Genomic DNA, 13,037 nt, shown 5'->3' with positions numbered 1-13,037 from the left:
CGCGGCCCTTTTTTAGTTGCCCGAGCTGTTCCTCTGGGCTTCAATCTCGCGCCACTTGGCGACGTTTCGGTTGTGCTCGTCCAGCGTTTCCGCGAAAGCGTGCCCCCCCGTTCCGTCCGCCACGAAGAACACATAGTCTGTCTCCTCGGGTGCTACGGCGGCCTCAAGACTGGCCAACCCCGGATTGGCAATTGGCGTGGGCGGCAAGCCGTCAATCACGTAAGTATTCCAAGGGGTTGCTCGACGAAGCTCACTTCTGCGCAATCCGCGTCCCAACGTGCCTTGTCCCTTGGTAACGCCATAGATCACCGTCGGGTCGGTTTGCAGCTTCATGCCGCGCTCCAAACGGTTGACGAATACACTGGCCACCTGCCCACGCTCATGTGGAACACCGGTTTCTTTTTCGATGATCGAGGCAAGGATCAGCATCTCTTCGGGGTTCGAGATCGGTAGATCATCTTGACGGCTTTCCCAGATCGCGTTGATCCGAAGTTGCTGCTTGTCCTGCATTCCCTTCAGCACGGCCATCCGATCAGTTCCGCGCGCGATGTCGTAGCTATCAGGCGCCAACATCCCTTCGGCTGGAATCTCAGTCACTTCACCGGTCAAGGCCCCAATCTGTTTCAAACCTTCAACCACCTGCCACGAGGTCACGCCCTCGGCAACTGAAACGCGATAGCGCGTGTCCGCATCTTCGCTTTTCTCAGTATACGCGGCGGGCACGTCTTCATCGGTGACGTCAAAAGATGCAATTTCGTCAAAGGCCAGAGTGGCAGGATTCAGTTCACGCACACGGGTCTGGATACGGGTCACACCGATGCGATATTCGATCTCGGACCCGCAGGTGCTGGCGCCACTGCTGGTGATTTCGCCGATGATCTGTTCCATCGACGCGCCTTCGCGAACCAGAAAGCTGCCAGCCTTCAACTGCTGGGACCGGTCAGTGTAATCCGCCGCCATACGAAAAACCGTGGCACTGCTGATTGCACCCTGATCCTGCAGAAGCTGGCTGACCTCCCCCATATTCGATCCGCGTTCGACCCTTAAACAGATCGCCGTTTCCAACGGGCCTTCGTTTTTGTACCGCGACTGCCCCCACAGGATCAGACCACCCATCAAGAACAAGCCGACCACTAGAATGGTCAGCATGTTCGATGCCAGGGCCCGCCACATTTAGCTGACCTTTCCGAAGATCACGCTGGCATTGGTGCCGCCAAAGCCGAAAGAGTTTGAAAGCGCCACATCGATCTTGCGTTCGCGCTTGGCGTTAGGGGCCAGGTCGATCGGAGTTTCAACCGCCGGGTTATCCAAGTTGATCGTCGGAGGCGCAACCTGGTCACGGATTGCGAGGATCGAGAAGATCGCCTCTATCGCGCCCGCAGCACCCAACAAGTGGCCCGTTGCGGATTTTGTCGAGCTCATCGTGGCATTCGCCGCATGATCGCCCAGCAAACGCTCGACCGCGCCCAATTCAATGGTATCCGCCATGGTCGATGTGCCATGCGCGTTGATATAGTCCAGATCCTTGGGCTCAAGGCCCGCGCTGCGCAGCGCGGCCTGCATCGAGCGTTCAGCCCCATCGCCATCTTCGCTAGGCGCAGTGATGTGATAGGCGTCACCAGACATGCCATAGCCCAGAACCTCGGCATAAATCTTCGCACCACGCGCCTTGGCGTGCTCGTATTCCTCCAGCACCACGATCCCAGAGCCTTCACCCATGACAAAACCGTCACGATCAATGTCATACGGACGGCTGGCTTTCTTGGGGTCATCGGCAAACTTGGTGGAAAGCGCCTTGCACGAATTGAATCCCGCGATGCCGATCTCGCAGATGCAGCCTTCACCACCGCCAGCAACCATGACATCCGCATCGCCTGCGCGGATAATGCGGCTTGCATCACCGATAGCATGCGCACCAGTCGAGCAGGCCGTTACAACCGAATGGTTTGGCCCCTTAAACCCACGTCGGATCGACACTTGCCCCGAGGCCAGGTTGATCAGCGCGCCCGGAATAAAGAACGGTGAGACGCGGCGCGGACCCTTGTCGCGGATCAGATTGGCTGTTTCCGCAATGGACCCAAGACCGCCAATCCCGGAGCCGATCAGGACTCCGGTGCGCAAGCGCGCTTCTTCATCTTCGGGCATCCAGCCCGCATCTTCGCAGGCCATATCGGCCGCTGCGATGGAATACAGGATGAAATCCTCGATCTTGCGCTGCTCTTTCGGCGGCATCCAATCGTCGGGGTTAAACGTCCCATTGGTGCCGTCCCCGCGCGGGACTTCGCAGGCGTAGGTCGTTGTGACCCCACTGCCTTCGGCATCAAACTGAGTGATCGGACCAGCGCCGGATTCTCCATCCAGCAGCCGCGACCAGGTTTCCTCGACCCCGCTGGCCAACGGAGTGACCAATCCCAGACCGGTTACGACGACTCTGCGCATGAAGTGCCTCTTGCCTGCTTCGTGTTTAAGAAACGCTCATACCCCGGCCCGGGGTGTGGGGGCAAGAGCAAGGGTACATTCCGCCGGAAAGCTATTCTCGCCGACTTGGTCTCGGCACACTGGCAAACAGCATAAAAGGCGGAAAACCGCCCTTGCTATAGCTTGAAAGGGCGGCGTCCTTGGGTTGGTCTTCGATTATTGGAACTCTGCGACCGGTTCATGCGCAGCGGTGGCAACCTCCAACGCATCGGACAGTTCCAATGTCTTACGGAATAGCGCGCGCCCAACCAGCGCACCCGAGATATTCGGGATGTAAGCCAGCCGTGAGATATCGTCGGCAGAACGCACCACGCCACTGGCAATAATCGGCGTGCGCGACTTTTCTGCCAACCCGGAAATCAGACCCAGCTGAGCTTCGACATCGCTCATATCGCTATCAATATCGGTCACCAGAATGGCCGCAAAAGGCGTGTCTGCAAATGCTTCGACAAATGCGTCCGGCGTAAAGGCGCTTTGGCTGCGCCACCCCTCTGTCATGACGTAGCCCTGCCAGACATCAACAGCCAGAACGATTTGATCCGGATACAGCTTGGCCAATTCCTTCACCAGATTGGGGTCCCAAGCAGCTAAGGTCCCGATGACGATCCGGCCCGCTCCCTTGTCAATCCAGCGTTCGACCTGTTCGCGCGTGCGCATACCGCCAGCCAACTGCACCGGGATTTCGGCTGACCGGATGATCTCTTCGACCAGCTCCGAATTGCTATCACGCCCTTCGATGGCGTCGAAATCCGTCAGGTGCATCCATTCCGCCCCTGCGGCCGCCCAGCTACGGGCTGTTTCGGCAGGGTTCACATGCCAGATCATAGCTTCGTCCAGACGGCCCTTGTCCAGCGTGACACACCGGCCGTTCTGCAATTCCATAGTGGGGTAAATCCTCATGAGCCTGATCCTCCGCTCAATCCTTTGCACATGAGATCAGAATACACGCAGTACCGGTCCGCGAAATTACCAGTTTCGGCAAACCGCAGGCTTTTTGCGGCATCGCAAACCGAACTGTCAGTGCCGCGTCGGAGGACCATTTCGCCGCAACAGGCACACGCGAGACCCCTGATAATCATCCTCGCGCATTTCGACATATCCCAACCGCGCCGCTAGTTTTTGCGAAGCCAAGTTGTCGGAATTTACCATTGCAACCAACGGTCCGGGCATAATCCGGTCGAACCAGTCATGGGCGGCCTGCGCGGCCTCAAGGCCCATGCCCTGCCCTTGGGCTTCCGGCGCAAGAACCCAACCTGCTTCGGGAAAGCCGTCGAAATCCTCGCCCAGCGCGCGATTGCCGTAGAAAAATCCGGCCTGTCCAATCATCTGCCGATTCGATTGCTGAATTACAGCCCATTGGCCGAATCCGGCCATCTGCCAATGACCCGCATTGCGCAAGAACGAATCCCAGGCTTCGCCGCGCGACCTTGGCTTGCCCCCGATATGCCGCACGACACACGGGTTACGCCAGATCTCGGCGAACCGGTTGAAATCCTCAGGCCGCATGGCGCAGAGCGTCAAGCGTGCCGTATTTATCATCGGGGTGGATCGTATCATGCCCTGCCCGCTCTGAATTTTTTGCCTCAGCGGAAAGGGTGCGGACGAAAACAGCCCCTGACAAGCCCGAATAACGTCCACGCAATAAAAAACGGCGCCTCCGTTGCCCGGAAGCGCCGCTTTTTTGGATTCTCTAAGGTCTTAGGACGCTTCAGAGATGAATTTGACGGCGTCGCCAAAGGTCTGGATGGTCTCGGCTGCGTCATCGGGGATCTCGATGCCGAACTCTTCTTCGAAGGCCATGACCAGCTCAACGGTGTCCAAGCTGTCTGCGCCCAGATCGTCGATGAAGGAAGCGTTTTCCGCTACTTTGTCTTCTTCAACACCCAGGTGCTCAACAACGATCTTCTTAACGCGATCTGCGACGTCGCTCATGTCTATTCCTCATTCCATTTCAGGGCATAGTGCCCGGTTCTGCCCTTGCCCGCTCAGGCTGGCCTTGATTTGCCCGTCTGGGCGGTTTGGGTTCCCGATTGCCGGGAAACTAGAAGGCCGACCCTGTGGCCGACCCCCGAATTGATGCGCCGCCTATAGCACAGACAACGCCCAAGGCAAACGCTTTCGCGACTGCCCCGACAGGTGGTCACAACATGGCCATACCGCCGTTTACATGCAAGGTGGTTCCGGTCACATATCCGGCCTCGGGGCTGGCAAGATACAGAACTGCCGCGGCAATTTCCGACGCGTCCCCCATACGTCCGGCCGGAACCTGACCCAGGATGCCCGCCTTCTGATCGTCGGTCAGCTTGTCGGTCATCGCCGTAGTGATAAAGCCCGGCGCCACCGCATTGGCCGTGATTCCGCGGCTTGCGACCTCGTATGCCAGCGACTTGGTCATCCCGACCATCCCCGCCTTGGACGCGGCATAGTTCGCCTGACCGGGGTTGCCCGTCGCGCCCACCACGGACGAAATGTTGATGATCCGGCCCCAACGCGCCTTCATCATGCCGCGCAGCACGCCTTTGCAGAGTTTCGCGGTCGAGGTCATGTTAACGTCGATTACGCTCTGCCATTCGTCATCCGACATGCGCATGAACAAGTTGTCACGCGTGATACCCGCGTTGTTGACCAGAATATCGACCGACCCCATCGCATCCGCCGCCTGCTTTGGCAGGGCGGCCACAGCCTCAGGGTCGCTCAGATTACAGGGCAGCACATGGGCACGATCGCCGAGTTCGGCGGCCAGCGCCTCCAGCGGCTCAACACGCGTGCCCGAAAGCGCCACCGTAGCGCCTGCGGCATGCAGAGAGCGCGCGATCTCACCACCGATCCCGCCCGAGGCACCGGTGATCAGTGCGTTCTTACCTGTCAAATCAAACATTCTCTTATCCTTTAGCTACGCGTCACGCGACGCGCGGTATCTTACGATTCGGCTTGGGTCACATTCTGCACGTCATCCGGCGTGCCGACAGCTTTACCCGCGATCGAACGGTCGATTTTGCGGATCATCCCGGACAGAGCTTTCCCCGCCCCGATCTCCCACGTCTCGGTCACGCCCTGCGCGGCCATATACTGCACACTTTCGCGCCAGCGGACCGAGCCGGTGACCTGCTCGACCAACAACTGACGGATCAGATCGGCGTCACTGACCGCCTCGGCGCGCACATTGGCAATCAGCGGCACGGCAGGCGCTTTGATTTCAACCCCTGCCAAAGCTTTGGCCATCACGTCAGCAGCAGGCTGCATCAAGGCACAATGGAAGGGCGCGCTGACAGGCAGCATGACCGCGCGCTTGGCGCCCTTTTCCTTAGCAATCTCGGCCGCGCGTTCCACAGCAGCCTTCGCGCCCGAGACCACAACCTGCGTCGGGTCGTTGTCGTTTGCGGCCTGACAAACCTCACCCTGTGCGGCCTCATCTGCCACGGCGCGCACGGCCTCAAGGTCCAGCCCAAGGATCGCGGCCATCGCACCTTCGCCCACTGGCACGGCGCTTTGCATCGCCTGACCGCGGGTGCGCAGAAGACGCGCAGTATCCGCAACCGTCAGCGCACCAGCAGCGGCCAGCGCGGAATATTCTCCCAGCGAATGCCCCGCCACAAAGGACGCATCGGTGATCGAGACGCCCTCGGCCTCCAGCGCGCGCATCGCCGCCATGGACGTGGCCATCAGAGCCGGCTGTGCGTTTTGCGTCAGGGTCAGCTCGGCAATATCGCCTTCCCAGATCAGGCTGCTCAACTTTTCGCCCAAGGCTTCGTCCACCTCGTCAAACACCGCCTTTGCGGCAGGGTAAGCCTCGGCCAGAGCTTTGCCCATTCCGATGGTCTGGGCACCTTGCCCCGGGAAAACAAATGCGCGTGTCATTGCAACCTCTTGGATGACGTTAGGTTGCGGCGGGGTGTAAACTGTGAAACCGCGCGGCACAAGCACTGCCTGATCTCTGCACAAAGGCACCGTCGCTGTGCGCCCTGCCCCCTTGAGTCCTGATCCCATGGCTTTAGTTTGAGCGAAGCCACCTAACCCCCGGAGCGCCAGATGCCCTCGACCAATACATTCTCAAGCTATGGCAGTGTCACCAAGGCCTTCCACTGGCTGACCGCACTGCTGATCTTTACCGCGTTCCCTCTGGGGTATTTTGCCAACGAACTGGCTCAGGCGATCTATGATCCGAACATCCCAACGACAGAAGATGACATCTCACGTGCGGCGCGCCTGTTCTCGCTACACAAGACTGTCGGCGTGGCCGTCTTTTTCGTCGCCCTCGCACGCATCCTGTGGGCCCTGACGCAAACCAAACCCGGCCTTCTGAATGCCGATAATAAGCCCGAGGCTTTTGCCGCGGAAACCGTACACTGGCTGCTGTACGGCTCATTGGTACTGGTGCCACTGACTGGTTGGATTCACCACGCGGCAGCCGAGGGATTTGCGCCGATCCTTTGGCCATTTGGGCAAAACCTGCCTTTGGTCCCCAAATCCGAGCATCTGGCCGAATTCACCGCCAGCCTGCATTGGCTTTTCGTATGGACGCTTGGCGGCTCTCTGGTGCTGCACATTGCCGGGGCGGTGAAACACCATGTCATCGACAAGGACAGCACGTTGAGGCGTATGCTGCCCGGTTCTGCGCAGTCACCGGAACCTCCAGCGCAGCATCATTCGGCAACACCAGCGTTTGCCGCGCTGGTTGTCTGGGGTGCCGTGTTGATCGGTGGCTGGGGAATCGGCGCGTTCAGCCATCACTCTCACGCCCATACCGATGCCGCCGAACTGGCCGAGGTTCAATCGGATTGGCAGGTACAAGAAGGCACATTGGGTATCACCATTAGCCAATTAGGCAGTCCCGTAACTGGCAGTTTCGCCGACTGGACTGCTGCAATCGCGTTTGACGACCCAGCAGAAGCCGGTTTGGCCGGATCGGCAAATGTAACGATCTCAATCCCTTCCCTGAGCCTCGGCACAGTCAGCGGACAGGCAATGGGGTCTGATTTCTTCGACAGCGCGCAATTTCCGACAGCGCAATTCACAGCCGATCTGTTCAAGACCGAAACCGGGTACGAGGCACGCGGGCCTCTGACTATTCGCGACAAATCTGTCGACGTGGTGTTGCCCTTCACTCTGGATCTGCAGGGCGATACCGCCACAGTCTCTGGCAAGTTGGAGTTGAACCGAATGGATTTCGACGTCGGCACCTCGCAGCCTACCGAGGACTCATTGGGGTTCGCGGTCATCGTTTTGGTAGACTTGATCGCGACACGCGGAGAGTAAAAAAACCGCCGGAGCCTGAGCTCCGGCGGTTTCGATTTCAACGGATAAAAGCGGCTTATTCTGCTTTCTGCGCCTCAACCGAAATCTGGATTTGAACTTCGTCGCTTACGAACGGGGCAAACTGGCCCAACTCGAAATCGCTGCGGATCAGCGTGGTCGTTGCGTCGAAACCGGCCCAAGGCTTGCCAGCCATCGGGTGTTCTCCGACCTGGTTCAGTTTGGCGTCCAGCACAACCGATTTGGTAACACCGTTCATGGTCAGGTCGCCGGTGATGTTGGCGGTGTTCTCACCGGTAACTTCGATCCCGGTCGACGTGAATGAGATCAGGTCGCCTTCGGTCACGCCAAAGAAATCTTCGGTCATAAAGTGATCTTCACGCGGTTTCCAACCGGTGAACATCTCAACGACTGGCATGGACACAGAAACGCTGGACGCTGCCGGGTTTTCCTGATCGAACATGATCTCGCCTTCAAAACCCGAGAACATGCCATAGGTCGTCGAGAAACCAAGGTGATTGTAGTTGAAGATGACCTGGCTGTGGCTTGGGTCCAGAACGTATTTCTCGGCGCTGGCAAACGCCGAAGTCGCCGACACGGCCAGTGCAGCAGCAAGAAGGGTGGATTTCATGACAAACTCCGCAATGTTGTGGATGCAAACCTGTTGGGTTGCTCGATAACGAAAATGTGCCGCCCAAGGGCAGCACACAAGCTTTATTCTCTCACAACTTCTGTTCTTATATGAACAGAATAAAAATCAGGCGAAGATTGTTACACTTCCACTCAGCTGACCCTTGAGCGCTCGGCTGACATCCGCCGATTGCAACGGCAGCTTCATCAGCAGGCTACCATCAACGTCAAACAGCTCGACCTGATCATCGCTGAACTTAGCACCACCCAGCGTATCATAGCTGCGGCGCAAGACAGTCTGGGGCCGACCATTTTCGTTCTTTTGCAAAACGCGCACCTCACGGCGGATCGGATCGAAATACGCATCAGGACGGGCATCCATAACCTGAATGGTCAGAAGGCTTACACCGACAACAAGAAAGGCAAGCGATGCGGCCAGCTTGATTGGCCAGACCTCGGCAGCCATGGCAGAGCCCGGAGCGAGCCACATTGAAAATGCCATCACAATCAGGAACGCACCAACCATGCGCGCAAGGATCATGCGGACTTTCCAGTTCGGCGCGAACGCGATCAGAACTGGAACGGATTTCTCAAAACTCGCGTTTGACGCGGTCTGTTCTAGTGTATTCGTATTAATCGCGGTCATTTCTCTCACCCTGTTTCTCAGGTTGCCGACTTGGGTCCGGTGTGTCCGGTTATTGTCCCGGTATGAGAGTTAAGATCGAATTGAAAAGCGTCAGGAATTGGGCGTCGCGGTGGAAATAGCACGACTTCACCAAGGCATATGTGACGGGACTTGCCCCGTCGCAATAAACGTGTATACGGGGCCATCCTTCGCTAATCGTATGAATCGCGCAGCCTCTCGTGGCAGGGTCGCGAAGGAGCAGATGGCCCCGCCTATGAAATGCGCCTTGATATAAACAGGAGTGCACATGCCACTGTATGAGCATGTAATGATCGCGCGTCAGGATCTGTCCAACGCGCAGGCAGAAAGCCTTGTCGAACATTTCGGCACCGTTCTGGCTGACAACGGCGGCAACGTCGTCGAAAGCGAGTACTGGGGTGTCAAGACGATGGCCTACAAGATCAACAAAAACCGCAAAGGCCACTACGCCTTCCTGAAAACCGACTCGCCTGCTGGCGCGGTTCAGGAAATGGAGCGCCTGATGCGCCTGCACGAAGACGTCATGCGCGTTCTGACCATCAAGGTCGACGAACATGCCGAGGGCCCCTCGGTCCAGATGCAGAAGCGCGACGAGCGCGAAGGCCGCCGCGAGCGCCGCTGATCAACGCCTGACGAAAGGACATAAACCATGGCCGCAAAACCATTTTTCCGCCGCCGCAAGGTCTGCCCGTTCTCGGGCGATAACGCGCCGAAGATCGACTATAAAGACACCCGTCTGCTGCAGCGCTACATCTCTGAGCGCGGCAAGATCGTACCTTCGCGCATCACCGCCGTTTCGGCGAAAAAGCAGCGTGAACTGGCCCGTGCTATCAAGCGCGCCCGCTTCCTCGCCCTGCTGCCCTACGCCGTGAAGTAAGGAGAGACTGACATGCAAGTTATCCTACTGGAACGCGTTGCGAAACTGGGTCAGATGGGCGACGTCGTTGACGTCAAGCCCGGCTACGCCCGCAACTTCCTGCTGCCCCAAGGCAAAGCCCTGAGCGCGTCCGAGTCGAATATCGCCTCGTTCGAAGCCCGCAAGGCGCAGCTTGAAGCGCACAACCTGGAAACCAAGAAAGAAGCTGAAGCACTGGCTGAAAAGCTGGACGGTCAGCAGTTCATCGTGATTCGCTCGGCATCGGATGCTGGCGCACTGTACGGTTCGGTCACTCCGCGTGACGCCGCAGATGCTGCAACCGAAGCTGGTTTCACCGTCGACAAGAAACAGATCGCCCTGATCGCACCGATCAAGGAACTGGGTCTGCACTCGTTGGCAGTCAAACTGCACCCCGAGGTCGAAGTCGAGATTCAGATGAACGTCGCCCGTTCGGAAGAAGAAGCCGAACTGCAAGCTTCGGGCAAGTCGATCCAGGAACTGGCTGCCGAAGAAGAAGCAGCCGCTGAATTCGAAATCGCCGAGCTGTTCGACGACATCGGTTCGGCCGCGTCGGACGACGATGACCTGGGTGCTGACGAAGCACCCGCTGCGGAAGAAGACGAAGCAAAAGCCTGATCTTCTTCACTGGATTTGAGAAAGGCCGCGTCATCATGCGCGGCCTTTTTTCATTCAAGGTCTCAACGGCATATTTCAGCCGGAATTTTCCGCTACCCTTGCGGACGAAACCAAGTTTCCTAGTATCGCGACAAACGACGGAGATCTCGATGACCAAAATCATGCGCCGTAATCTGATTGCCCTGTTGCTCGCCGCGCCTCTTGCTGCATGCGGAAGCCCAGACACCCCGACACGTGCCGCATTTGATCCTCCGCTTTACCCCAATGAGACGCCCGAGTTGCGGGCCTCCATCAACAAATGGGCCGATCACTACGAGCTCCCGCGAGAGTTGGTTCACAAGCTCGCCATCCGAGAAAGCACGCACCGGCCGTGGGCGGTGAACCGTCCCTATTATGGCCTGTTGCAGATCCTGCCGGCGACAGCCCGGTCCATGGGTTACAGTGGTGACCCACAGGGCCTGTTGGACGCCGATACCAATCTGGAATTTGCGGGAAAATACCTGCGCGGAGCATGGTTGTTATCCGATGGCGATCAGCAGCGCGCGATCTTTCTTTACGCCAAGGGCTATTGGCCTGAGGCCAAGGCCCGCGGATTGCTGGTCGAGACTGGGTTGAAACCCGAGTGAGACAACTTGTCCTGCAGTCGGCAACAATCCGCAAAATACCGCTGCAAAAACAGGCCAGTTCCTACGTATCTATTGCCATTTCGCTGCATTAACACCATGCAAAGCGAACTATTTGCTTGCGTCACATCATCAAGGTGACGCAACGTATACTTTAATTTGGACAGATACGACTATGCTCTGGGGAGAGGATAGTCATCATGAAGGTTAGACACTTGAAGCTCATCGACCTGGCCAGGATCGAACAAGAAGAAAGGTCTGCGGCGGACATTATCAATGCCGTTTGCAACGAACTTGGCTTTGATTACGCATCCTATGCAACTTTCAACCCCGTCAAAGGGGATGTTCAGGGCTATGCAAATTACCCCGATGAATGGAAGATCCACTACGGAAGCCAAGGGTTTCATCACTTCGACCCGACTTTATACCAATCCATGCTTAGCATCGCACCGGTGGACTGGAGTCGTTTTAGCCAAGATGAAAAGTTTCACACGGTTTTCAAAGATGCCCACGACTTTGGAATTACCCCCCGGGGGCTGACCGTTCCGGTCCGGGGCCCCTATGGCGAATGTGGCTTGCTGAACGTGACCCGCAACTGCTCGGATGAGGAATGGGAAAGACTGAAGCGACACGTTATGGGAGACCTGCAATTGGCGGCAGTGCAGGCACACGACACCGTTATGCAATCCGGTCTTTTGGCAAAAGCCCTGTATCTTCCAACCCTGTCCACTCGCGAGAAAGAGATTATGCAATGGGTGGCCGAGGGTAAGTCACAGCAGGACATCGGAGATATTCTTTCGATCTCGCACCGCACAGTTGAAGTTCACGTTAGGTCCGGCCGCGAGAAACTCGGGGCTTTGACCACGCCACAGGCGATTGGTCGCGCCATAGGACTTGGAATAATCGCCCCTGGTTAACCAAAAAACCGCTTCTCTACGGGAAACCCCCAATAGTCTCAGATCATAACTTGGTTAATTTTCCATTCACGGTAACCAATCTGTAGGGGGATGGAAATGATCATCGTGATTGATGGTATAAACCAACATAAATTCAAAGACGTCTTGGACGAAATGTATCAACTGCGCGCGCGCGTTTTCGGCGACCGCTTGGGATGGGATGTGAACATCCGCGACGGTCGGGAAGTCGACAAATTTGATACGCTTAATCCTGCACACGTGGTCAGCCTGAACGACGAGGGGGACGTCGTAGGCTGCATGCGGCTGCTGCAGACCACGGGGCCACATATGTTGGCAGACGTGTTTAACTCGATCCTGGACGGCGAACCGCCTGTGCGCAGCGCGCAAGTGTGGGAAGCAACCCGTTTTTGCGTCGACACAAAGAAACTGGGGCGTGGCAGGGGCGAAAATTCGGTCTCGTACGTAACCAGCGAGGTCATGATAGGGTCGTTCGAATACGCAAAGATGGCAGGGGTGCTGGATTCGATCGCTGTGATTGATCCTGTCATGAACCGGGTTCTGCAACGGTCTGGTAACGCTCCGTATGACTATTTGGGCTCTGCCAAACCAATGGGCAAAGTTGTTGCCATGGCCGCACTTATGGATTGCTCGGAGGAAAGGATTTCCGGAATTCGGAAATATGCAGGAATCGCGCACGATGTGTTTCTAAGCGACGAACAAGCACGCGCGTTGTTCGACAAGACCAAAGCAGCACCCAAGGCTGCAAACTACGACCGTAAGCCGCTCAATCAGCTCGAAAAGTACTTTGTGGAACAAATGGGTGCAGCCACCTCGAAAGACGAAGTTGACGCTGTTCTGAGGCTGATTGAAGAACTTTCGGATAAGTTTACGCCAGAGCAGAAGTTCGCTCTGCTGAGTACCCCCCGTGCTTTCGCTCATGAGGCCTGACCCCCTCACCT

Annotated in this window: 16 protein-coding genes; 7 read left to right on the top strand and 9 right to left on the bottom strand. The window is 57.3% G+C overall.

Annotation, left to right across the window (positions count from 1 at the left end):
- Positions 1-12 precede the first annotated feature (12 nt).
- From mltG to fabD, 7 genes are all read right to left on the bottom strand, one after another.
- Positions 13-1,173 carry an endolytic transglycosylase MltG gene (mltG, locus tag ACR3EG_RS08275; protein WP_480494817.1) on the bottom strand — a complete coding sequence of 387 codons (1,161 nt, stop codon included), beginning with the start codon at positions 1,171-1,173 and terminating at the stop codon, positions 13-15.
- Positions 1,174-2,439 (bottom strand): beta-ketoacyl-ACP synthase II, encoded by a 1,266-nt coding sequence (gene fabF, locus ACR3EG_RS08270; protein WP_209194334.1) that lies wholly within the window; start codon positions 2,437-2,439, stop codon positions 1,174-1,176.
- A gap of 195 nt (positions 2,440-2,634) precedes the next feature.
- On the bottom strand, positions 2,635-3,378 hold the full coding sequence (locus ACR3EG_RS08265; RefSeq protein WP_480494815.1) for a 1-(5-phosphoribosyl)-5-[(5-phosphoribosylamino)methylideneamino]imidazole-4-carboxamide isomerase: 744 nt from the start codon (positions 3,376-3,378) through the stop codon (positions 2,635-2,637).
- Positions 3,379-3,495: 117 nt separating this feature from the next.
- Positions 3,496-4,035, bottom strand: a complete 540-nt coding sequence (locus ACR3EG_RS08260) for a GNAT family N-acetyltransferase (protein ID WP_480494813.1) — start codon at positions 4,033-4,035, stop codon at positions 3,496-3,498.
- A 141-nt stretch (positions 4,036-4,176) separates the two neighbouring features.
- Positions 4,177-4,410, bottom strand: coding sequence for an acyl carrier protein (locus ACR3EG_RS08255; RefSeq protein WP_008756330.1), 234 nt, complete (start codon positions 4,408-4,410; stop codon positions 4,177-4,179).
- Positions 4,411-4,618: 208 nt separating this feature from the next.
- Positions 4,619-5,356 (bottom strand): 3-oxoacyl-[acyl-carrier-protein] reductase, encoded by a 738-nt coding sequence (gene fabG / locus ACR3EG_RS08250; protein ID WP_170770491.1) that lies wholly within the window; start codon positions 5,354-5,356, stop codon positions 4,619-4,621.
- Positions 5,357-5,397: 41 nt separating this feature from the next.
- On the bottom strand, positions 5,398-6,336 hold the full coding sequence (fabD, locus tag ACR3EG_RS08245; RefSeq protein WP_480494811.1) for an ACP S-malonyltransferase: 939 nt from the start codon (positions 6,334-6,336) through the stop codon (positions 5,398-5,400).
- Between the two features lie 171 nt (positions 6,337-6,507).
- Between fabD and ACR3EG_RS08240 the strand changes: the two genes are divergently transcribed.
- On the top strand, positions 6,508-7,734 hold the full coding sequence (locus ACR3EG_RS08240) for a cytochrome b/b6 domain-containing protein (protein WP_480494809.1): 1,227 nt from the start codon (positions 6,508-6,510) through the stop codon (positions 7,732-7,734).
- Between the two features lie 55 nt (positions 7,735-7,789).
- On the opposite strand, the gene ACR3EG_RS08235 is transcribed toward ACR3EG_RS08240, so the two are convergent.
- Entirely contained in the window at positions 7,790-8,362 is a 573-nt protein-coding gene (locus tag ACR3EG_RS08235; protein ID WP_209194329.1) for a YceI family protein, read from the bottom strand.
- Positions 8,363-8,488: 126 nt separating this feature from the next.
- Entirely contained in the window at positions 8,489-9,007 is a 519-nt protein-coding gene (locus ACR3EG_RS08230) for a hypothetical protein (RefSeq protein ID WP_209194328.1), read from the bottom strand.
- A 286-nt stretch (positions 9,008-9,293) separates the two neighbouring features.
- On the opposite strand from ACR3EG_RS08230, the gene rpsF reads away from it, so the two are divergent.
- The 6 genes from rpsF (at position 9,294) to ACR3EG_RS08200 (ending at position 13,026) form a co-directional block, all read left to right on the top strand.
- Complete coding sequence (gene rpsF, locus ACR3EG_RS08225; protein ID WP_170354526.1) at positions 9,294-9,647, top strand: 30S ribosomal protein S6; 354 nt, start codon at positions 9,294-9,296, stop codon at positions 9,645-9,647.
- A gap of 27 nt (positions 9,648-9,674) precedes the next feature.
- On the top strand, positions 9,675-9,902 hold the full coding sequence (gene rpsR, locus ACR3EG_RS08220) for a 30S ribosomal protein S18 (protein WP_005982441.1): 228 nt from the start codon (positions 9,675-9,677) through the stop codon (positions 9,900-9,902).
- A gap of 12 nt (positions 9,903-9,914) precedes the next feature.
- Entirely contained in the window at positions 9,915-10,538 is a 624-nt protein-coding gene (rplI, locus tag ACR3EG_RS08215; RefSeq protein ID WP_480494805.1) for a 50S ribosomal protein L9, read from the top strand.
- 149 nt (positions 10,539-10,687) lie between these two features.
- Positions 10,688-11,164 (top strand): transglycosylase SLT domain-containing protein, encoded by a 477-nt coding sequence (locus ACR3EG_RS08210; protein WP_170354528.1) that lies wholly within the window; start codon positions 10,688-10,690, stop codon positions 11,162-11,164.
- Between the two features lie 212 nt (positions 11,165-11,376).
- Positions 11,377-12,078 carry a helix-turn-helix transcriptional regulator gene (locus ACR3EG_RS08205; RefSeq protein WP_480495923.1) on the top strand — a complete coding sequence of 234 codons (702 nt, stop codon included), beginning with the start codon at positions 11,377-11,379 and terminating at the stop codon, positions 12,076-12,078.
- 96 nt (positions 12,079-12,174) lie between these two features.
- Entirely contained in the window at positions 12,175-13,026 is an 852-nt protein-coding gene (locus ACR3EG_RS08200) for an acyl-homoserine-lactone synthase (RefSeq protein WP_480494803.1), read from the top strand.
- Positions 13,027-13,037 lie beyond the last annotated feature (11 nt).

This window comes from Ruegeria sp. AM7 (genome assembly GCF_056535965.1).
This window is presented reverse-complemented; position numbering and strand designations above follow the sequence as displayed.